At 70.6% G+C, this 21,115-nt stretch carries 13 protein-coding genes and 1 pseudogene; 5 read left to right on the top strand and 9 right to left on the bottom strand.

Going from position 1 to position 21,115, the window contains the following annotated elements; all coding sequences use genetic code 11:
* On the bottom strand, positions 1-532 hold a 532-nt coding region (locus tag HAV39_RS41255), incomplete at its 3' end, for an endo-1,4-beta-xylanase (RefSeq protein WP_223124449.1).
* A 337-nt stretch (positions 533-869) separates the two neighbouring features.
* Positions 870-1,811: a PaaX family transcriptional regulator gene (locus HAV39_RS41250; RefSeq protein WP_239121053.1), complete on the bottom strand. Its 942-nt coding sequence runs from the start codon at positions 1,809-1,811 to the stop codon at positions 870-872.
* 260 nt (positions 1,812-2,071) lie between these two features.
* Here HAV39_RS41250 and HAV39_RS41245 point away from each other — a divergent pair, with 260 nt between their 5' ends.
* On the top strand, positions 2,072-3,391 hold the full coding sequence (locus HAV39_RS41245; protein ID WP_191844517.1) for a CE1 family esterase: 1,320 nt from the start codon (positions 2,072-2,074) through the stop codon (positions 3,389-3,391).
* A gap of 92 nt (positions 3,392-3,483) precedes the next feature.
* On the opposite strand, the gene HAV39_RS41240 is transcribed toward HAV39_RS41245, so the two are convergent.
* Positions 3,484-6,126 (bottom strand): RICIN domain-containing protein, encoded by a 2,643-nt coding sequence (locus HAV39_RS41240; protein WP_373311934.1) that lies wholly within the window; start codon positions 6,124-6,126, stop codon positions 3,484-3,486.
* A 372-nt stretch (positions 6,127-6,498) separates the two neighbouring features.
* Positions 6,499-7,845, bottom strand: coding sequence for a ricin-type beta-trefoil lectin domain protein (locus tag HAV39_RS41235; RefSeq protein WP_191844519.1), 1,347 nt, complete (start codon positions 7,843-7,845; stop codon positions 6,499-6,501).
* Between the two features lie 503 nt (positions 7,846-8,348).
* Between HAV39_RS41235 and HAV39_RS41230 the strand changes: the two genes are divergently transcribed.
* Positions 8,349-9,449, top strand: a complete 1,101-nt coding sequence (locus HAV39_RS41230; RefSeq protein WP_191844515.1) for an RICIN domain-containing protein — start codon at positions 8,349-8,351, stop codon at positions 9,447-9,449.
* Positions 9,450-9,515: 66 nt separating this feature from the next.
* Here HAV39_RS41230 and HAV39_RS41225 read toward each other — a convergent pair whose 3' ends face one another.
* The gene (locus HAV39_RS41225) at positions 9,516-13,463 is read right to left on the bottom strand and encodes a Kelch repeat-containing protein (protein WP_191844514.1); all 3,948 of its coding nucleotides are present in this window, start codon (positions 13,461-13,463) and stop codon (positions 9,516-9,518) included.
* Between the two features lie 281 nt (positions 13,464-13,744).
* Between HAV39_RS41225 and HAV39_RS41220 the strand changes: the two genes are divergently transcribed.
* The 3 genes from HAV39_RS41220 to HAV39_RS41210 all read left to right on the top strand — a co-directional run bounded on the left by HAV39_RS41220 (position 13,745) and on the right by HAV39_RS41210 (position 16,752).
* Positions 13,745-14,713 carry a helix-turn-helix domain-containing protein gene (locus HAV39_RS41220; protein WP_191844513.1) on the top strand — a complete coding sequence of 323 codons (969 nt, stop codon included), beginning with the start codon at positions 13,745-13,747 and terminating at the stop codon, positions 14,711-14,713.
* A gap of 242 nt (positions 14,714-14,955) precedes the next feature.
* Complete coding sequence (locus HAV39_RS41215; protein ID WP_191844512.1) at positions 14,956-15,837, top strand: fructosamine kinase family protein; 882 nt, start codon at positions 14,956-14,958, stop codon at positions 15,835-15,837.
* A 72-nt stretch (positions 15,838-15,909) separates the two neighbouring features.
* Positions 15,910-16,752: an SDR family NAD(P)-dependent oxidoreductase gene (locus HAV39_RS41210; protein WP_191844511.1), complete on the top strand. Its 843-nt coding sequence runs from the start codon at positions 15,910-15,912 to the stop codon at positions 16,750-16,752.
* Positions 16,753-16,824: 72 nt separating this feature from the next.
* On the opposite strand, the gene HAV39_RS41205 is transcribed toward HAV39_RS41210, so the two are convergent.
* The 4 genes and pseudogenes from HAV39_RS41205 to HAV39_RS43140 all read right to left on the bottom strand — a co-directional run.
* Positions 16,825-18,198 carry an extracellular catalytic domain type 1 short-chain-length polyhydroxyalkanoate depolymerase gene (locus tag HAV39_RS41205; protein WP_191844510.1) on the bottom strand — a complete coding sequence of 458 codons (1,374 nt, stop codon included), beginning with the start codon at positions 18,196-18,198 and terminating at the stop codon, positions 16,825-16,827.
* A gap of 413 nt (positions 18,199-18,611) precedes the next feature.
* Positions 18,612-19,046 carry a tautomerase family protein gene (locus HAV39_RS41200; RefSeq protein ID WP_191844509.1) on the bottom strand — a complete coding sequence of 145 codons (435 nt, stop codon included), beginning with the start codon at positions 19,044-19,046 and terminating at the stop codon, positions 18,612-18,614.
* A gap of 81 nt (positions 19,047-19,127) precedes the next feature.
* Positions 19,128-20,741: a benzoylformate decarboxylase gene (mdlC, locus tag HAV39_RS41195; protein WP_191844508.1), complete on the bottom strand. Its 1,614-nt coding sequence runs from the start codon at positions 20,739-20,741 to the stop codon at positions 19,128-19,130.
* 249 nt (positions 20,742-20,990) lie between these two features.
* Positions 20,991-21,115, bottom strand: a pseudogene (locus tag HAV39_RS43140) (ABC transporter ATP-binding protein); the annotation flags it as partial.

Here is a 21,115-nt window from a genome sequence, read left to right as displayed (position 1 = left end):
CCTCGTTGAAGGCCTCGTTGACCACGTCCCAGGCGGCGAGCTTGCCCTTGTAGTGGCCCATGACGCCGTTGATGTGGTCGATCATCGCCTGGCGCAGGTTGCTGCCGGACAGGCTCTGCATCCAGCCGGGCTGCTGGGCGTGCCAGGCCAGGGTGTGCCCGCGGACCTTGAGACCGCGCTGGGTCGCCCAGTTGTAGATCTGGTCGCCGGAGCTGAAGTTGAACTGGCCCCGGTTCGGCTGGGTCGCGTCGGGCTTCATCTCGTTCTCGGCGGTGATCATGTTGAACTCGCGGGCCGCGATCGTGCTGTACGTCGAGTCGCCGAGCCTGCTCGCGGCGATGGCGGTGCCGAAGTACCGGCCGGACTGCGCGGCGGCGGCGCCAAGCGTGCTGGCAGCCGCGTTCGCGTTCGGAATCATGGCCACGACGGTCAGCGTCGCGACCACACCGGCGGCACCGGCGAGCAGGGCCTTGTGGATCGGTGATCGTTTCTGCGGGTTCCTGCCACGATGCGCAGAGGGAAGCGCTGTCATCATGGTCTCCTTTCCGGATCGGCGCGGGCTCGTCTCGGGCGATCGGCCGCTGCGCCGCGGGGGCGGGTATCGATACCGGGGCATGTTGCCATGCTTGAGTGCAGGTCGCAACGCCAACTTTTCGATAACTTCCGGAAAATGATCACCGACCAATGTGGTGACGACCGGGCACCGCCCGGGCTCGATGCTCACACGACGGGTGACTCTTAGCAGCTAGATAGCACTTTCAGACGATCTTCGCCGAGCCGAATGAGCTACCGCTCACCGGGCACGAAAACTCGCGACACAATGGATCATCACGAGCCTACCGAAACTTCCGGACGTCCTTCCGAACGACTCAGCTGGCAGCCATCACCGCGACGGTGTGGGCCCTGATGCCGACGACGGGCTCACCGGTGAACTGCCGGACCACGTCCAGCACGTGTCGCTGAGCCGGCTCGGCCAGCCCGTCATAGATCTCGACGAACACCTCGCGAGCGCGCGCCCGCGGCCAGCCGGCCGGCAGCAACTCCACGGGCAGCTGCGGATCGAGCAGCGGGATGTGCCGGTAGGCGTCCATGATCTCCGTCCGGGCCCGGACCGCCGCGGCGCCGACGATCCGTCCACCGCGGACGCGCTGCAGCAGCGGCCTCCACTGCCGGTCGAAGGCTTCGTAGTGCCGGGCGATCGCGACGATGTCCCACGCCTCGATCGGGTTGCGGTCGGCGCTGACCGCCAGGTCGACATGGCCCGCCCGGAACACGGTCATCGCGCCGGGCGTGACGGCGGCCAGCCGCCCGGCGACGGTGGCGTTCCACGGGTCCGGCGAGACCCAGAGCCCGTCGTACAACGGCGCGAAGCCCAGCCATCGCAGCTGGCCGCGCAACGACCGCCGCTGCGCGCCGTGCTCCTGCGGCAACGAGAAGGCCACGAGCGTCCAGGTGCCGTCCCAGCTGCGGGCCTGCTCGGCGAACCGCGCGATCCAGGCACCCCCGGCCGACAGCTCGCCGGCGGCGTCACGGGTCAGGCGGTAGAAGCTGTGCCGGCCGTCCCGGCTGCTCTCCAGCACGCCTCGGCGGCCCAGCCGGCTGATGGCGGTCCGCGCCGCGCCGCTGGTGATCCCGAATTCGCCGAGCAGCGTCGTGACGGCGGATGACGGCAGCCAGGCGCGCGTCGGCAGCGTGTAGTCGGCGACGAGCGTCGTCGCCAGGCTTTGCGCCGAGTTGCCGGCCTGGCGCCGCGGCAGCCGGGAACCGCCGGCCACGTCGGGGAAGATCTCTTCGATTTCGAACAGCTGCACCACGCGACTCCGGCGCTGAGAGGACCACGCCCCGCGGCACGGGGGCCCGCACATGGTATGCGCGGGATGTCGGCACGCGAGGTACCGCCGAGTTCCGACGCCATCCGGCTACATCGATTGACACTTTCGTGCCCTAGAGGCATCCTTCATGACACACGTCGTCGACGGAGCCCGACAACGTACGCAAGCGGGAGACCGGCACGCAGGCAGGGCAGGGCCAGGGCAAGCCGACTCCCGACTGTTGCTACCGAGGAAGTGCCATGAGACGAACGACCAGCCCGAGCCGGCGCCGATGGGTGCTGAGCAGCCTGCTGACACTGGCCCTGACCGGCGCTGTCCTACTGGTCCCGCGCCTGGCCGAGGCGGGGCCGACCGCCGGTTGCGGCAGGACCCCGACTTTGACCAGCGGGACGCGCTCGATCCAGAGCAGCGGCCAGACCCGCAGTTACATCCTGAGCATGCCGAGCAGCTACCAGAACACCCGTCCGTACCGGCTCATCTTCGGACTGCACTGGCTCAACGGCACCGCCAACGACGTCGCCACCGGCGGGTCGGACGGGTCGGCCTGGGCCTTCTACGGGCAGAAGCAGCTGTCCAACGACGGCACGATCTTCGTCGCGCCGCAGGGCATCAGCAACGGCTGGGCCAACACCAACGGCCGGGACGTCACCCTGATCGACGACCTGGTCAGCCTGATCGAGGGCGACCTGTGCGTGGACACGAGCCAGGTGTTCGCCATGGGCTGGAGCTACGGCGGCGCGATGAGCTACGCGCTGGCCTGCGCCCGGCCGGCGGTCTTCCGCGCGGTGGTGGTCTACTCCGGCGCCAACCTCAGCGGCTGCAGCGGGGGCACGCAACCGGTCGCCTACTTCGGCATCCACGGCACCCACGACAGCGTGCTCAACATCTCCAGCGGCCGCGCCGTGCGCGACACGTTCGTGCGCAACAACGGGTGCACCGCGCAGAGCCCACGCGAGCCGGCCCAGGGCAGCCTGACGCACATCACCACCGTGTACTCGGGCTGCCGGTCCGGGTATCCGGTCCAATGGGCCGCATTCGACGGCGACCACGCCCCCCACCCGGTGGACGGTTCGACGGCGACCAGCGGCACCCGCACGTGGACGTCGGCCGCGGTCAACACGTTCCTGGCCCAGTTCACCGCCGCGCCCTCCCCCAGCGCCTCACCTTCGGCCAGCCCGTCCCCTTCGGCCAGCCCGTCGCCGAGCAGCTCGCCGTCGGCGAGCCCCGCTCCGAGCAGCCCCGCTCCGTCCTCACCCGCCCCCGGGGCCGGGTGCAGCGCCGGTTACCGGTTGGTCAATTCCTGGCCAGGCGGCTTCCAGGCGGAGGTGACGGTGACCGCGGGCAGCGCCCCGATCACCGGCTGGACCGTCGGCTGGACGCTGGCCGGCGGCCAGTCCATCACCCAGCTGTGGAGCGGCACCCTGTCCAGCAACGGTCAGTCGGTCACGGTGCGCAACGTGTCGTACAACGGCAACCTGTCGGCCGGCGCATCGGCCACCTTCGGATTCCTTGCCGGCGGGACGCCGTCGACGCCGACGCTCGCCTGCACGGTCGCCTGAGGCGGCAGGGTTCGGCCGCCGGACGGCGTCCTGACCGCTGGGTCGTCGACCCGGCACCGCCCAGAGCGGTGCCGAGTCGACGACCTGTGTGCTCAGCTGCGCAGACTCCATTGCTGGTTCGCGCCGCTGTTGCACGACCAGAGGACGATCTTGGTGCCGTTGGCGGTCGCCGCGCCGGTGGCATCCACGCAGAGCCCGGACTGCACGCTGGAGATGGTGCCGTTGGCGTTGAGGTTCCACTGCTGGTTGGTGCCGCCGTGGCAGTCCCAGATCACCACCGCGGTGCCGTTGGTGGTGCCGGCACCGGACGCGTCCAGGCACTTGTTGCCGTACAGGGTCAGCTGCTTGCCGCTGGTGTAGGTCCACCGCTGGTTGGTGCCGCCGTGGCAGTCCCACAGCTGCATCTGCGTGCCGTTGGCGGTGGCGCTGTTGGGCCCGTCGACGCAGCGGCCGGACTGGCCCCCCACGATCTGGACGTTCTGCTGGCCACCGCCGCCGCTGCCCTCCCGCCGGACGATCGACTTCGACTCCACCGAGCGGACGCCCTGCGCGTCCACCACGTAGAGCCGGTACTCGCCCGCCGAGGTGGGCACGGCGATCGAGGTGGCGGTGCCGTCGGCGCGGGTCATCGTCGCACCGGCGACGAAGCTGGTCGTGCCGTACGGGGCGAGCCAGACGGACCTGGTCGAGTCGCCGGTGCTCCGGATCGGGATCGTTGTCCCGCTGCTGCCGACGTAGGTGCTGGCCGGCAGCACGTAGTCGGGCAGCACGAGATTGCCCTGCGGGATGATGCCCCGGTAGGCGTCCTCCAGCCCGGAGTTGACGGCGATGCTGTAGGCCGCCGCCGGCCAGACGTAGTCGGACGAGACGAGGATGTCGTGGACCGTGCTGTTGGGCAGGACCTTGTTCGACACCTTGTTGATGGGGCCGTACGTCTGCGTGATGCTCAGGTCGTGCTTGCGCCCCCAGTCGTCGGAGTTGACGAGCCAGGTGACGTTCTTGTCGACGCTCAGCACGTTGTCGCGGAACGTCATGTACGCCGAGCCCTCGTCAGGGTGCAGGCCGTACTTGTGCCCGGACGGAACGCCCTGCAAGTAGTTGTTGGTGATGGTGGTCCCGGGCTGGCTGCCCAGGGTGTAGATGGGCGCGGTGTCGCTGAGTCGCTGCACCGTGTCGATGAAGTGGTTGTAGCTGATCGTGTTGTTCCTCGCCGTCGTCGTCGGGCGGTTGGGCGCGATCGAGCCCGACGAGCCGTCGAAGTTCCACCACCCCCAGCCCATCGTGATGCCCGACCACGGCGCCTTCTCGATGCGGTTGCGCTGCACCGTCAGGGTGTCGACGAAGTAGGCGGTGATGGGGCTGTGCCCGTTGAACAGCACGGCGCTGTCGTAGAGGTAGTTGTTCTTGATGTCGATGGTCTTCGGCAGGCCCTCGACTCCGACCGGGTACTTCTCGCGGTTGCTCGACGTGTAGTCGCCGATGTACACGTGCTGGGGGTGGCCCACGCTGATGGCGGAGCCGGCGATGTCGTTGGTGAAGTTGCCGATCAGCTGCGAGTTCTGCACGTCGTTGACCATGCCGATGCCGTCGGCGCCGGCGTGCTGCACCCGGTTGCGCTGCAGCAGGATCCCGTCGGCGTTCGAGATGTCGATCATTGTCGGCGTGACGTCGACGTTGCGGTAGTAGTAGACGTGGAAGTTGCCCTTGGCGTACGCGGTGGCACCCAGGTTGCCCTGCTGTGCCTGCTTGTAGGCCGACCCGGCCACGTTGAACAGGTTCCAGTCCGAGTGCTGCACGGTGAGCCCGGACAGCGTGATGTTGCGCGCGTGGCTGCCGGTGGAGCTGCCGGCGATCCGCACCAGCGTGGTCACGTTGTTGGGCGCGAAGACCGCGGCCGTTGCCATGTTCTCCGAGCTGGCTTTGTAGTAGTACAGGGTCTGGGTGGACTTGTTGAAGTAGAACTCGCCCGGGGAGTCCAGGAACTCGTAGGCGTTCATGACCTTGTGGGTGCCGCCGACCTGGGCGTTGCCGTTGAACGCGCCCTGGGCGATGGCCGCTCCCGGCTGCTGGAACAGCGCGATGCGGCCGGAGCCGTCGCTGGTCACCTGGCGGACGCCCACGATGGCCGTGGTCCAGGTGGTGCCGGTCTCGATCTCGATGTCGTCGTGGTTGCCGTTGATGGCGGGGAAGTCCGACGCGCTGTACCTGGCCCCGTCACACTGCGACCCCGACTCCCAGGCCCACGAAGCCTGACCGGCCGTGACGCTGTACGTCCCGTAGCAGCCCGCGGACGAGATCGTCTTGGACGCCATGTACGCGCGCTTGTCGTTGACGTAGAGCGCGCGCAGCTTGTTCGACCGGCTGAGGGGAGCCTTCCAGATGTTGCCGCTGTGCTGGGTCCACCCCGTCACCTGCACCCCGCCGTCGAGGACCGGCGTCTCGTTCTGGTACGCGGCGTAGACGACGCGGTAGCCGTTGGTGCCCGAGTCGCTCGCGCCGAACTCGATCGTGCTGCTCACCGGATACCTGCCGCCGCGGAGGTACACATAGATGTCCCCGGTCATGTTCGCATTGACGGCGCGGACGAGCTCCCGGGCGCGCTGCACGGTCCGCACCGGCGAGCCGATGGTCCCCGGGTTGCTGTCGCTGCCGTCGGGCGCCACGTAGTACGTCGCCTGGGTCGCGGCCGAGGCCGGTGCCTGGCTGGCGACGGCGGCTGCCAGCGAGGCGGACATGAGGACCGCGACCGCCACCAGCGATCTTCCCACGGTCGATAAAGCTGACTTCACGTCTTCTTCCTTTCGGGTGTCCCGCCGCGATGGTCCGGCGGCCGCGAGCCGGGCCGCCGGAGCGAGCACTGCCTTCCCTGCCGCGCAGCCGCTTCGAATGGCGAAAGCCGCTGCTCGGGAGGCCGCTGTCCTCCTTGGAGCACCGCAACAGTAGCGACGTATGACGTCACACGTCAACGGCTTGTGTCTATTCCATTTCGGCCGGATTCCACGCGCGGCCATGCGTTTCGTCGAGTGGGCACGGCGCCTGGACCGCATCGGATCCGCGCCCGGTGGGGCCGTCAGGCCGGCACGGTGCGGCCGGCCTGACGGGCCTTGTCAGTTCCGGGTGCTCCACTGCTGGTTGGTGCCGCCGTGGCAGCTCCAGAGCTGGATCCTCGATCCGTTGGCGGTGGCCGCGCCCGACACGTCGACGCACAGCCCCGACTGGACACCGGTGACGGTGCCGTTGGCGTTGAGGTTCCACTGCTGGTTGGCCTGGCCGTTGCAGTCCCAGATGATCACGGCGGTGCCGTTGGCGGTTCCGCCGCCGTTGGCGTCCAGGCACTTGTTGCCGTACACCGTGAACTGCCGGTTCGCCGTGTAGGTCCAGCGCTGGTTGGTCCCGCCGTGGCAATCCCACAGCTGCATCTGCGTGCCGTTGGCGGTGGCGCTGTTGGGCACGTCGATGCAACGGCCCGACTGCTGGCCCACCAGCAGCACGTTGGACTGGCCCGGCGCCGGGCTGCTCGGCGGCGGGGAGCTCGGTGGCGCGCTGGACCCGAACTGCGACAGGAACCGCCATGCCTCCGTCTTGGTCCAGGTTCGGGCGCCGTCCTCGCAGCCGGAGCAGCCCTCCACCGGCGCCGGCCCGTGGCCGCCGTCGAACGCGGCCCACTGCACGGGATACCCCGCACGGCAGGAGTAGGTGGTCGTGATGTGCCGGCCGCTACCCGCGGCCGGTTCCGAGGCGTTCTGCTGGGCGCAGCCGTTGTTGCGCAGGAACGTGTCGCGCAGCGAGCGGCCCTGCGAGATGTTGAGCACGTTGTCGGAGACGCCGTGGATGCCGAAGTAGGCGATCGGCTGGCTGCCGCCGCTGCATCCGGACAGCTGCGCGCCCGCGTACACCACCACGGCGCGGAAGACGGTCGGCCGCGCGCAGGCGATCGCGTAGCTCATGCCGCCGCCGTAGCTGAAGCCCATGGCGAACAGCTGGGTGGTGTCGACGCACAGGTCGTTCTCGATCATGCGGATCATGTCGTCGGTGAAGGTGACGTCGGCGCCGCCGGAGTTGGCCCAGCCGTTGCCGATACCCTGCGGGGCCACCAGGATCGCGCTGTTGTCGGACTGCTGCTGCATGCCGTAGAACGACCACGTGGTCCCGCTGCTGCCGCCCGAGGAGACGTCGTTCATGGTGCCGCCCCGCCAGTGGTAGGCGAAGATCAGCCGGTAGGAGCGGGTGTTGCTGTAGCCGTCCGGGACACGCAGGTTGAAGCTGCGGCTCTGGCCGCTGCTCTGGATCGTGTACGAGCCGGTGCGCAGGGTCGGGCTCTTGCCGCAGCCGGCGGTCGTGGCGGCGTAAGCCGCCGGGCCGGTCAGTGCGGTGGCCGTCAGGGCGCCCGCGATGACGACGGCGGCCGCGCCGAGCGCGGCGAGCCACCGTTGCCGGGCGGGTCGGTGCTGGATGGATTCCACGGTGCTGTCTCCTTGCTTGGGAGCGGGGACTGCACTGCCGGGGCCGCCTGCGGCTGGGGGCACGGGACAGCACAGCCGGACCGCCGCACCCGGGCGGGCAGGCGGTTGATCTGTCAGCGGGGTGGAGCCGGAGCTGGGCGTTGCGGCCGGCGGCGCGGCTGCCGGCCCGGTCGTCGCTTCACCACGCAGCGGGCTGCGGGCGGTCGGCTCACTGCCCCAGGCCGACTGTCCCCGTGGGACAGCGCCACCGTAGCGACGTAACACGTCACATGTCAACGACTGCCGTCGATTCCCGTGGTCCGGGAAACGTACACCCTTGACGCCTCAGATGTTATCGGTCACATTGGACCGGACACATCACATGTCATCCATGTTATTAGGCCGAGGACATCAGGTAACGACTGCCCTCTGGCCGCAACAGGCTCGATGTGAGCGGTCACCACTGCCCTGGTCAGTGACCGCCCGCCGAGGCGACCTGAGCGAAGGGATCGACCATGGCCAAGTACGCGCGCCTGCTCACCACCGCGGCGGCCACGCTGGCGCTGACCGTCGCGGTGACCGCGATGCAGATCGGCGTGGCCCACGCCGAGTCCAACGGCGGGGTGCGGGTCATGCCGCTGGGCGACTCGATAACCGAGGGCACCCAGGTGCCCGGTGGTTACCGGACGGGGCTGTGGCAGCGGATGGCCGCCGGCGGATACCGCGTGGACCTGGTCGGCACGCAGTTCAACGGGCCGTCCGCGCTCGGCGACCACGACCACGAGGGCCACCCCGGCTGGCGGATCGACCAGATCGACGCCAACATCGGCGGCTGGCTCCAGAACACCACCCCGCGCACGGTGCTGCTGCACATCGGCACCAACGACGTGCTGCAGAACTACAACCTGTCCGGCGCCCCGGGCAGGCTGTCCAGCCTGCTCGACCGCATCACCGCCGCGGCGCCCTCGGCGGACGTGTTCGTCGCGACCATCATCCCGCTGAGCAACTCCGGACAGGAGAACGCCGCGCGCACCTTCAACTCCGCGATCCCCGGCATCGTGCAGAGCAAGGTCAACGCGGGCCGGCGCGTCCACCTCGTCGACATGCACAGCGCGCTCACCACCGCCGACCTCATCGACGGCATCCACCCGACCGCGACCGGCTACGACAAGATGGCCGCCACCTGGTACGCCGCTCTACGCGCGGTGCCGGGCAGCATCGGCACGAGCACCACCCCGGCATCGTCCGCGCTGGTCAGTGCGGCTTCCGGGCGCTGCCTCGACGTGCCCGGCAGCAGCACCGCCAACGGCGTCCAGCCGATCATCTGGAACTGCAGCGGCGCGTCGAACCAGCAGTGGACGGTCAACGGGCAGGCCGTCCAGTCGCTCGGCAAGTGCCTCGACGCGCCCACGGGCGCCGCAGCGGGGTCGAAGGTCCAGATGTGGACCTGCAGCGGCGCGGCCAACCAGCGGTGGAACTTCAACAGCAACGGCACCGTCAGCAACGTCGGCTCCGGACTCTGCCTGGATGTCTCCGGCAACGCCACCGCCAACGGCACACCGGTGATCCTCTGGTCCTGCAACGGTGCGGCCAACCAGCGGTGGACCCGCACCTGAGTCCACGTGGAAATGCGGAGCCCGCCCGGCGGACACGTCCACCGGGCGGGCTCCGCACACCGCCGGTCAGCGCAGGGTCATCACCACCGCCAGCGGCTCCGTCCGGTACGGAGTGTCCGTCTCGAACGCCACCTGCGCCGTGTAGACCCCGTGCCCGGCCACCGCCGGGGCCGACGCCGCGACCGTCACCGTGACGGTGCGGCCCGCCGGGATGGTCAGCTCCCGCTTGGCCGACAGCCACGACACGTCAGTGCCGCGGATGCAGGACTCCGCGCCGGGCAGCTGCTGCGCCGCTCCGGTGAGGGTGTCCCCGCTGACCTGGCCGCCGACCTGGTAGGTGCCGCACGCCGCCCCGCCGCCGAGCACCGCCCGGTTCGCGTTGGGCAGCGTCGACCACACCGCGGTCGCCGGATCGAACTCCATCACCTGGTTGGTGATGCTGCTCGCGGTGACGCCGCCGATGACGCGCAGCCGGCCGCCGACGGTGGCGTAGGCCATGCCGTACAGGGGGTTCAGCCCGGTGGTCGGCACCCAGGTGTCCGACTCGGCGAAGTAGCGGAAGGCGTCGCCGGTGGAGTCCTTCAGGTACGGCATCTGCCCGCCGACGCAGACCAGCCCGTTGCCGGACGAGCCGCAGGCGTGGTCCGCCACGCCGAGCGGGTAGTCGGCCAGCCGGGTCCACCGGTCGGTGTCCGGGTCGTAGCGGTAGGTCGCGTTCGACGGGGTGTAGCACTCGTAGGACGGGCATCCGGCGACCACGTAAAGCTTGCCGTCGACCGTGGTAGTGGCCGCGTCGGCGACCGCGGCGGGCAGGTCGGCCCGGCGGGACCAGCGGTCGGTCATCGGGTCGTAGGCGTAGGTGGTGGCAAGGGGTTCGCCTGTCTTGTCCCAGCCGCCGACCACGTACATCCTGCCGTCGACGAACGCGCCGCCGGCGCTCATCAGCGGCTGCGGCAGGTCGGCGATCGGCTTCCAGACCCGCGCCTGCGGGTCGTAGACGAACCCTTCGGCCATCATGCGGCCGTAGGTGTTGCCGCCGACCGAGTAGACCGTGCCGTCGTTGTCGGCGACCACGTTCTCCACCAGCGGCTCCGGGAGAGCGGGCAGGTCCACCCAGGCGGTGCCGTCCGCGGCCGACTGCGTGGGCCGCGCAGTCGCGGCGCTGCGCACGAAGGAGCGCGACCTGGGCCCGTCCGACACGGGGATCTTGACGAGCGGCGCCTCCGGCCCGGCGGTGCGGTGCCCGCCCGGCGACGGGGTGTAGCCGCGGTCCTGCTCGACGAGGGTGACCCGCAGCGCCCGGTCACCGGTGTTGGTGAGCCGGACCTCGCTGGTGACGGTGCGGCCCGGCCGCACGGAGACCGGCAGGCTGGACCGGCTCACGGCCAGCTGCCCGGCCCGCAGGTGCCAGTCCTGGCGGACGACGCGGTCCCGGTCGGCGCGAACGGCCGCCGTGGCGTCGCCGTACCGCAGACCGGTGGCCGTCACCGGGACCGATCCCCCGTTCTCGACGAAGACCCGGTAGAACCCGTTGCCGTCGGTGGCGGTCACCCGGCTCGCCGATGCCGAGCCGGCGCCGGCCGACACCTTCGCGCCGCTGAGCACCCCGCCGGTGTTGACGTCGCGGACCTGTCCGGCGATGAAGCCGCCGGGCACGACCGCGCAGGCACGCGTGCCGACGAAGACGTTGTCCACCTGCCACCAGTCGGCGATGCTGCCCTGGTAGCGGAACCGGACCTGGACCCCGGCGCGCCCCGCGGCCTGCGGGATCGGGATCTCGAGGTGGCCCGAGACGCTGACGTCCGCGAAATGGCGCACGACGCTCCAGCTGGTCCCGTTGTCCAGGCTGAGCTCGAGGTACGCGGACTGGACACCGAAGCCGGAGGCGTAGTAGTCGCCGTCGAACCCGATCACCGGCGCGGACACGCCGGACAGGTCGGCCGGGGGGCTGACCAGGGTCGAGTCGATGTCGCCGACCTGGGACCAGGTGTCGACGGTGGCGAACCCGCCCTCGCCGCCGGTCAGGTTGCCCTTGTGCGCGGGGTCGTCGAAGCGCCACGTCTGGCCGGAGCCGGTCTCGTCGGTGACCCGCCAGCCGTCCTCCGGCTGGCCGGACCACCCGGCGAAATCGGTGGCGACGCCCTGGTGGCGCCACGCGTACCCGGTGGCGTTGCAGGACGTGTCGTCAGCGGTGAGCACGACGTCACGCCGGACCGGACCGGTGTTTCCGGCGGCCGGGGCGCTGATCGTGGCGGTCGCCGTGCCGGCGACGTAGCCGGGCAGGTCGACCGGGGACACGCGCAGGGTGTACGTGCCGCCGACCGGCAGCTCGACCTCGTATCGGCCGGTGAAGGGATCGGTGAGGACCGGGTCGGGCTGGCCGTCGACGGCGACCTTGGCGTAGAGCGGCCAGCCGTGGCCGGAGCCGTCGGTGACGGTGCCGGTCAGCGTCCGGGTCGGGATCGCGGTCAAGGTGAGGTCACGCACGACCTGCGCGCCGCTGCTGACCGTCGCCTTGACCACCGTCGGGGAGCGGTAGCCGGACGCGGCGGCCGTGACGTCGTAGCCGCCGACCGGCACGGGCAGGCGGTAGCGGCCCTTGGCGTCGGTCGTCGCGCGGAAGGTCGCCCCGATGGCGTCGGTGGCGGTGACGGTCACGCCCGCGAGCGCGCCGTGCTTCTTGCCGTGCGTGTTCTGTCCGGCCGTGACGGTGCCGGTCAGCTGCCCGCTCGCGCCGAGGGTCAGCGCCGAGACCCCGGCGGGGGTGCCCAGGCCGGTCGGTCCGTCCCAGCCCGCGCCGGCGGTGCAGAGCAGGTTGCCGCAGTAGCCGTTCGAGCCGGTGGTGACGTCGGACAGGCCCGCGGCCTTGTCCTTGCGGTACGGGTAGGTGACCGGGTACGTGCCGGGCAGCGGGTCGCCGGCCAGCGCGTACATCGCGGCGAGCAGCGGCGCGGCCAGCGAGGTCCCGCCCCACTGCGCCCAGCCGTCCTGGCCGAGGGTGTTGTAGACGGCCAGCCCGGACTCGGGCGCCGCGGTGGCCGAGACGTCGGCGGTGGCGCGCTTGTCCCCGCACTGCGTGTCGATGCCGGCCTGGTAGTCGGGGCGCGGTTCGTAGGCGGAGCAGCCGCTGCCCGCGTAGGCCCAGGCGGTCTCGGACCAGCCGCGCGGGGACGCGTCGCGGGTCAGCAGGGTGCCGCCCACCGCGGTGACGTCCGGGTGGGTGGCCGGGAAGCTCTGCACGTTGCCGATGTCGCCGCTGGCCACGGTGATGGCGATGCCCGGGTGGTCGTAGTGGGCGTGGTAGAGGTGCTGGTAGTGGGCTTCACCGGGGACGCCGTACGAGTTGGAGACGGCGACCGCGCCCAGCCGGGCCGCGGTGTCGACGGCGCGGCCGAGGTTGCCCATCGCGTTGTTGTCTGCCTGGACCAGCAGGATCCGGCACTTCGGGCAGGCCGCGGAGACGGCGTCGAGGTCCAGGGCGGCCTCGATCGACCAGCCCGGCTCCTCCACCGGGAAGTCGCTGCCGCCGGACTGGTCGACCTTGCGGAAGCAGCCGTTGGCGGTGGTGCACGGCGGCAGTCCGTAGTGGGCGCGGAACACCGCCAGGTCGGCTTCGGCGGCGGCGTAGCCGAAAGCGCCGACGATCGCGACCGTCTGACCGGCGCCACCGTCGGGCAGCCGGTACGCGGACCGGATGTCGGCCGGTCCCAGCGCCCCTGCCGGGGGTCCTGAGGCCTTCTGCTGCCGCCCGTTGCCGGCGGCGGGCAGCCCGAGCGCGAAGCAGCGGGCGAGCGGGCCGTCCTCGGTGGCCGTGGTGTCCCCGGCCGTGTTGCAGCCGGCGGGCCGGTAGTGCGGGGCGGCCCGGTTCGGCGGTGCGGACTGCTCCGCCTGGACGGCGGCGTGCGCCGGGACACCCGGCAGCGCGGCGGCGGCGAGCAGCGACAGCACGACGAGTGCGGCACGTACGGCGGGGTGACGCCCGCGGGCCCGTCCTCCGGTCGAGGGCACGACCATCTGGTACTCCTAACCATCCGAACTGGAGCAGTGCCTCGTGGTCGAGGCCGCGACCGCGCCCGCCGTACGGGTTGTCCAGCTACGACATCGGCGCGAGATGACGGCGATCTTGGCATGGGTCGGCGGGCGTGGACAATGTGTCGAGGTGTTCATGTTCAGGACAGCTGGCGGGTTCCGGACGGCGGTCTCCGGCTGGTTCACGCGCCGGAAACAGTGATGGCGGATCTTGGTTGCGTCGTGCCGCCAAGGCGCGCCGCCAGGGTCAGACGAGGAGGCTCGGAATGTGGCATGTGGTGGGTGTGTCCGCACCGGAGGAGCACGTCTACGAGGCGCTCACCCTGCGCCGGCAGGCGACGCTGGGCGAACTCCTCGGCGACGTGACGCTCTCCCGGGCGCAGCTGACCCGTGCCCTCGGCTGCCTGATCGAGCACGGCCTCGTCGATCGGCTGCCCGGCCGCCCCGCGCGGTACGCCGCGACGCCGCCCGACCAGGCCGCCGCGTCGCTGATCGCCGAGCAGGAGCGCAACCTGCTGCGTTTGCGCACGCACGCCGACCAACTGGCCGAGCAGTTCCGCCGACGTGACGCGACCGAGCGGCACCCCGGTGAACTCGTCGAGGTGGTCGAGGGGGCCGCGAACCTGCGGGCCACGCTGGTGCGGCTCCAGCGTGAGGCCCGGGTGCAGATCAGAGGCATGGACCGGCCGCCCTACCTGGACAACCCGGTGAGCGGCAATGCCGAGGAGACGCATCAGCTGACCGACCGCGGCCTGAGCTACCGGGTCATCTACGACCGGTCGGCGCTGGCCATCCCGGGCCGGATGGCCGAGGTCTGGCGGGGCATCCAGCACGGCGAGCGGGCGAGGGTCACCGCCGACGTGCCGATGAAGATGCTCATCTGCGACGACCGGTTCGCGGTCATCCCGGTGATGACCGGCGGGAAGGTGGCCGAGGCGGCCTACCTGGTATATCCGTCGTCGCTGCTGGACGCGTTCATCGCGCTGTTCGAAACGTTGTGGGAGCGCTCGGTCGCGGTCAACCGGCCGGGCGAGGAGCTGCCAGACGGCCTGTCCGACCGGGGCGCCGAGCTGATCGGACTGCTGGCCGGCGGCGCCACGGACGAGTCGATCGCCCGCACCCTGGGCTGGAGTGTGCGGACCGTGCACCGGCACGTGCACCGGATCATGGCCATGGTGGGCGCCGAGACCCGGTTCCAAGCCGGCATGGAGGCGGTGCGCCGCGGCTGGCTCTGAGCGTCGGAGCTTGCCTGCCCGGTCGGGTTGTCCGCAACTTCCGGAAGTCCTTGGGCAACCCGGCACGGTGGCAATTCCGTAGGATGCCTGAGAACCTGGCCGTGAAAGGCTCACTTGCGATCGAGGCTCGCCACATCCGGAAAGGATCGTGGAAGTGTCCGGTCGCGACGATCGATAAAGTCGCCAGGTGCGACTGGGGTTTCGGACGCCCTGGAGAAAACGAACAAGAGGAACCTGTGGTCATGCAATCGGCGACATTCCTGGTCGAGGCCCTGCTCCGGAGCGGGATGCACGATGTGGTCACCGTGGAGCCGACCAGGGGTGGGCTCGCGGCGCTGGCGGGCATAGCCACCCGCCGGGAGGCACCGCCGGTATTCGTCAAGTCCCTCGCCGAGCCGCCGGCCGACGACGTCTTCGTCGCGGAGGCCGAAGGGCTGGCCGCACTGCGCGACATCGGCGGCGCGGCGACACCCGAGGTGCTCCTGGCGGACCGGGGACTCCTCGTGCTGTCGGTGCTGCGCGCCAGGCCGTGCAGCGAGACCTTCTGGGAGCAGTTCGCGCACATGCTCGCCCGCCTGCATACGAGCACGGTCCACCATCGCTTCGGATGGCATCGCGACAACTGGCTGGGCCGCCGACGCCAGGTCAACACCTGGCACGACGACGGCTTCGCCTTCTTCGCACAGCACCGGCTGCTGCGGTGGCTCGGGGAGCCGCGCGTCGAGGCCGCACTCGACCGGGCGGACCGGGCGGCGCTGGAGCGGCTCTGCCACCGGCTGCCGGACCTCCTGCCCGACCGCCCGGCCTGCCTGACGCACGGTGACCTCTGGGCGCAGAACATCCTGGCCACACCGGAAGGCGAGCCGGCGCTGATCGACCCGGCGGTGTCCTACATGTGGGCCGAGGTCGATCTCGCCCACGTGTGGTCGACTTCGCCCCCGCCCGAGGCGCAACGGTTCTTCACGACCTACGCGGAGCTGACCTCTCTCGACGACGACTGGCGCGGCCGCATGCCGATCATTCAGTTGCGACAACACCTCGCCGTGCTGGCCCAGTTCGACGACGACTGGGGCGCGGGCGATCAGATCCGCGCCACCCTGGCCCCGTTCCGGACACGGACCTGAGCGCGGGGACGCCGCATCCACTCATCCTCACGCATTCGAGTATCCCGATCACGTGCCGTCATGCTGGGAGCCATGACTCAACGACGTTGGCTCGTCACAGGCTGTTCGACAGGGCTCGGCCGGGCGCTGGCCGAGAACCTCGCCCATACCGGCGAGCAGGCGGTGCTCACCGCCCGCGACCCCCGTACGCTGGCCGACCTGGCCGAGGCGCACCCGGAGCACGTCGCCGTCGCCGCGCTGGACGTGCGGGACGAGGCGGCGTGCCAGGCCGCCGTCGAGCTCGCCGGGCGGCGTTTCGGCGGGATCGACGTGCTCGTCAACAACGCGGGCTACGGCCAGTTCGGCTCGGTCGAGGAGGTTTCCGAGCAGGAGGTGCGCGACCAGCTGGAGACGAACCTGCTGGGCCCGTGGCGGCTGCTGCGGATGGTGCTGCCGCAGTGGCGGGAGCGTCGCGGCGGGCACGCCGTGCTCGTCTCGTCCACGTGCGGGTCGATGGCGCTGCCGGGCCTGTCCGCGTACACGGCCAGCAAGTTCGCCCTGGAAGGGCTCGGCGAGGCGCTGGCCGCCGAAGCGGCGCACCTGGGCGTGAAGACCACGATCCTGCAGCTGGGCGGGTTCTCCACCAACTACGGCAAGTCCCTGGTCGAGCCGGCGACGCGGATCGCCGACTACGCGGCGGTCGAGGACGGCATCCTGCTGGGCACCCGGAATCTGGCCGAGTACGAGTTCACGTCGTCACCTCAGCTGTTCGCGCTGCTCGTTCGGAAGGTCGCGGCGATGGCGCAGCCGCCGATGCGGGTGCCGTTCGGCCGGGACATCGAGGTCTTCCTGGCACCGGCGCTGTCGGCGCGGCAGGCGGCGTTCGAGCAGGCGATCGCGAGCGGCGCCCACCTGCCCGAATGGGTGTCGCCGTAGCACTGCGGCCGTGGCCGGGTGCAGAGGAGCGCACTCCCCCGCACCCGGCCGCGGCCCCCGTCGTCGTGTCGATCAGGCGATGACGCAGGCCGCGCCGTTGAGGGTGAATGAGGTGGGCTTTCCGGCGTTACCGGTGTGGTTCGCCTGGAAGCCGATGCCGACGGAGCCGTTGGCGGGGATGCCGGCGTTGTAGCTCACGTTCCTGGCGGTCACCTGCCCCGAGGCGGGTGAGTAGACCGCGTTCCAGCCGGAGGTGATGACTTGGCCGCTGGGCAGCGTGAAGGCCAGTGACCAGCCGTTGATCGCAGCGTTGGCGGTGTTCGTGACGGTGATGTTCTCGACCAGTCCGGCGTTCCACGCATCGATCGTGCTGGTGACGCGGCAGGAGCCGGGCCCGGGCGACGTGCTCGGGCTGGGCGGGGTGCTGGGGCTGGGGCTGGGGCTGGGCGGCGTGCTGGGGCTGGGGCTGGGGCTGGACGGGATGCTCGGGCTCGGCGGGGTGCTCGGGCCGGGGGTGGTCAGGCCGAAGAACGCGACGGCAGACGCGGCCATGCCGCTCGACGGCAGGCTGTGCCCGGCCCCCTGGATGCTGAGCGCCTCGACCCGCACGGTTCCCGACGAATCGGCGAACCGGCGGCGGTTCCAGTTGGCCTGCGGGGTGTCGGAGGACGTCGGAGTCTGGGTCAGTCCGTGCACATTGGTCCACTGCTCGATCGATTCCTGCAGCAACGAATACGGCACGAGGGTGTCGGAGGTGCCGTGCCACAGCTGCACCCGGGGCCGCGGGCCGGTGAAGGCCGGATTGACCTGCCGCACCGCGTCGCCCCACTGCTGCGGGGTCCGGTTCATGCCGCCACCGGTGCACTGGCTGCTGCCGGGCGGGTAGTCGGACGCGTTGGCGAAGCAGTTGAACGGCACGCCCATGAACGCCGCTCCGGCCTTGAACCTGTCCGGGTAGAGAGCGAGCATGTGCTGGGTCATCATGCCGCCGGAGGAACTTCCCGTGGCGTAGACGCGGTTCTGGTCACCGCCGTACTGGAGCACGGCGTAGGCGATCATCGACATGATCGAGACCGGGTCGCTACCGCCGTCGCGGCGCTTGGCGGCGTCCGACCACGTGTCGAAGCATCTGCCGAACCCGGCCTCCTGCATGGCGCTCGGGTAGATGACGATGAAGCCGTACTGGTTGGCCAGCGACGCGAACTCGCTGCCGGAGTAGAAGCCGGGGCCGGAGCCCCCGCACCCGTGCATGGCCACGACGATCGCGGGGTTGGCCGGCCGGGCGTCGGGCACGTAGATGTGCATGCGCATACCGCCCGGGTTGCTGCCGAAGTTCGGCACCTCGACCAGCGAGGCCGCGAAGGCGGGTTGCACCGCCGGGATCGTGACTCCGGCCACCGCCAACGATGCGGCGACGGCGAGCAGCAGCTTTCGTTTGATCTTCATGGGTCTGTCTCCTTCGTTCCCCGCGCAAGTCGGGGAAAGGCCGTGGAGCTGCGCTCGCGCGCGCCATGACCACGGCATGTCGGCTGGTGACCGAGGGTGCGCCGGTCGACGTGGTGGCACCTGGCCCGCCGCTGCCCTCGGACGGCCGTGCGCCCTGATCGTCCGCAGGTGGCCACACCCACAGGTCCCCGTGTTCTCAGCTGCGACTGGTCGCGACGCCCGGCCTCCGGGACCAACGCATGACACACAGGGTTCCCTGTGGACACAAAACTGTCAATTGAACATCGCCAATGGGCCGATTGCCGGTGCGCGGTCCGCGCGGGTGCGGGCAGGCACGGCAGGAAGCCTGACATCGCCTGACACCGCCGCCGGTCATCATCCTGCGGGCGTGCTGCCGCCCCGCGACGGTGGGATCAACTCGGACGGCTGGAATCGTCAGGCCGACGGGGCGTCGTGCCTGCGGCCTGCCACTCCGCTTCACCGCCGGGCTCCGGCAGCACACGGCCGCCCTCGACGGCGGATCGTGCCGGGCTGTCCTCGATCACGACCAGCACGCGGCTCTCCTCCACGCCGGCGATGCGGGCGGCGGCAGCTGACACCTGGAGCGCCAGCCGGGTGGTGTCCTGCTGAGGGTGGCCACGCCGGGACCAGCCGCTGATCAGCACAGGACGGCCGGGTTGGGCGCCGACGAACACGTCTTCCGGCGGCAGCTCGACGAACACCACATTGACGTACTCCGGCGGCACGTGGTTGATGTCGGAGTGAATTCTCGTGATCTCCGCGGCGAGCGTGGCCTTTCCCTGGGCGCTCAGCGTGCCCTGGGCGACGGTACAGCTGTAGAGCGGCATGTCGCGTTCCTTACCGGATGGCCGTCGAGGGCCGGCCGTCGCGCAGGCTCCTCGATCGGGCCTCCGCGACGGCCGCACAGCTCAGAGCTCGGTCTTCTGGGGTTTGGTCCGCACCACGACGACGGTGGGACCGGCGGTTCCCAGCGCGGCGGTGAACTCGCTCTCCAGCTGCTCGGTGGTGGTGACCTCGACGCTGTGGCAGCCGAAGCCGCGGGCCACGGTCGCGATGTCCAGTCCGGGCAGGTCGAGTCCGGGCACGCCCGGGGTGTGCTCGAGTTCGGCGAAGGACTTCAGGATGGAGTACTCGCCGTTGCGCATGGCGACGAAGACGATGGGCAGCTTGTGCTGCGCCGCGGTCCACAGTGCCTGGATGGAGTACTGGCAGGACCCGTCGCCGATCAGGCAGACCACCGGGCGCTTCACGTTCTGCGCTTTCAGGCCCATGGCGATGCCGACCGTGGCCGGCAGGGCCCACCCGATGCCTCCGCTGGGCGTGCCGTAGAACGACCGCGGCTCGGTGGTCGGCAGCCACTGCGCGTGCTGGCCCATGGTCGAGGTGGACTCGTTGACGATGACCGCGTGTGGCGGTCGGACCCGGCTCAGCGCCGCGTACACCTCGTCGGGGGTCAGCGGGCTGCTGGGCGTGGACGGCAGCTTGCGCGGCCAGGCCAGTGGCGGCGGCGCGGTGCGGGCGCTGCCGGCGGCCACAAGCTCCACCAGCTGCCGGATCGCCTGCTTCGCGTTGCCGAGCAGGCTGTCGCCGACGCGCGCGGCACCGGCCACGCCGGGGTCCTCGGTGATCTGCAGCAGGTCCGTGCCCGCGGGCAGGATGTCACCGGCCACCCAGGGGTAGTACCGGAACACCTCGGTGCCGATGACGACGACAAGATCGTGTCCGGCCAGCCGGTCGCTGACGCTCTTCAGGGACATGCCCAGCGGGCCCTGGTACAGCGGGTGGTCTTCGGGGAACGAGGTGCGGTCGGCCAGGGGCGCCCCGTAGACGGCCGCGTTGAGCTTCTCGGCCAGTGCCACGGCGTCCTGCCAGCCGCCGGCCCGGTCCACATCGGGGCCGAAGACCAGGGCGGGGTGCTGGCTGGCGCTGATGCGGTCCGCGAAGTGGCGCAGGCGCTCAGGGTCGGGGGCGTAGCTGCTGCTGACCGAGCGCCGCACGGCCGGGCCGTCCAGCGGCTGGTTCCAGTCGTCGAGTGGGATCGACAGGAACACCGGGCCCGCGGGCGGCTGCAGTGCCATCGCGTACGCCCGCATGAACGCCTCGGGCACCGCCTCGGCGCGTGCCGGCTCGTAGGACCACTTGACCCATGGACGCGGCATGATCGTGGCGTCGGGGCTGCTCAGATACGGTTCCCCGACGAGCATTTCCCGGTGCTGCTGGCCCGCGGTGATGATGAGCGGCGTATGCCCCCTGTTGACGGCGATCAGGTTGCCCATACTGTTGCCGAGCCCCGCGCACGAGTGCAGGTTGACCAGCGCAGGGCGGCCCGTGGCCTGCGCGAAGCCGTCGGCCATCGCTATCGCCGACGCCTCCTGCAGCGCCAGGACGTAGTGGAAGTCGTCGGGGAAGTCCTGCAGGAAGGTCTGCTCCGTGGACCCCGGGTTGCCGAACACCGTGGTCAGGCCGAGCGACCTGAGCAGGTCGTAGGTCACGCTGTGGACCGTCGTCTTGATGTTGTTCATGTCAGCAGTCCGCTCCTCGCGAGTGAGCACACCGAACGACCGCCGCGTACGGCTACCGCTCATCGGCCCCCGACGCCCACGATCACGGAACTTACACAGCGTACATTTCGATCTACGCTCCGTAGTCCTGACCGGTGGATGGCATCGGTTCGTCGACCCGTGCCCGCACGATCGGACCGCCAGACCTCGTGTCGAGGCGCTTTCCGCACCTTGTGGGGCAAGCGCCCCGACACGGGACGCCTGCCCCGGTCAGGGGACGAGTGCGCCGTCACGTAGCGTGACGACGCGGTCGGCCATCTCCATCAGCGCCGCGTCGTGGGTGGCGACCAGCGCGGTCATGCCCCGGGCGTGGACCAGGGCGCGGAGCAGGTCCA

The organism is Catellatospora chokoriensis (assembly GCF_011297315.1).
In the GTDB taxonomy this organism is placed as follows: Bacteria; Actinomycetota; Actinomycetes; order Mycobacteriales; family Micromonosporaceae; genus Catellatospora; species Catellatospora citrea.
This window is presented reverse-complemented; position numbering and strand designations above follow the sequence as displayed.

What these genes read in the sequence shown, in the direction of transcription:
- HAV39_RS41230 (WP_191844515.1), top strand. Translation starts at nt 8,349, where the DNA reads ATGGCCAAGTACGCGCGCCTGCTCACCACCGCGGCGGCCACGCTGGCG.
- HAV39_RS41225 (WP_191844514.1), bottom strand. Translation starts at nt 13,463, where the DNA reads ATGGTCGTGCCCTCGACCGGAGGACGGGCCCGCGGGCGTCACCCCGCC.
- HAV39_RS41240 (WP_373311934.1), bottom strand. Translation starts at nt 6,126, where the DNA reads ATGTCCGCCTCGCTGGCAGCCGCCGTCGCCAGCCAGGCACCGGCCTCG.
- HAV39_RS41200 (WP_191844509.1), bottom strand. Translation starts at nt 19,046, where the DNA reads ATGCCGCTCTACAGCTGTACCGTCGCCCAGGGCACGCTGAGCGCCCAG.
- HAV39_RS41215 (WP_191844512.1), top strand. Translation starts at nt 14,956, where the DNA reads ATGCAATCGGCGACATTCCTGGTCGAGGCCCTGCTCCGGAGCGGGATG.
- mdlC (WP_191844508.1), bottom strand. Translation starts at nt 20,741, where the DNA reads ATGAACAACATCAAGACGACGGTCCACAGCGTGACCTACGACCTGCTC.
- HAV39_RS41205 (WP_191844510.1), bottom strand. Translation starts at nt 18,198, where the DNA reads ATGAAGATCAAACGAAAGCTGCTGCTCGCCGTCGCCGCATCGTTGGCG.
- HAV39_RS41220 (WP_191844513.1), top strand. Translation starts at nt 13,745, where the DNA reads ATGTGGCATGTGGTGGGTGTGTCCGCACCGGAGGAGCACGTCTACGAG.
- HAV39_RS41245 (WP_191844517.1), top strand. Translation starts at nt 2,072, where the DNA reads ATGAGACGAACGACCAGCCCGAGCCGGCGCCGATGGGTGCTGAGCAGC.
- HAV39_RS41210 (WP_191844511.1), top strand. Translation starts at nt 15,910, where the DNA reads ATGACTCAACGACGTTGGCTCGTCACAGGCTGTTCGACAGGGCTCGGC.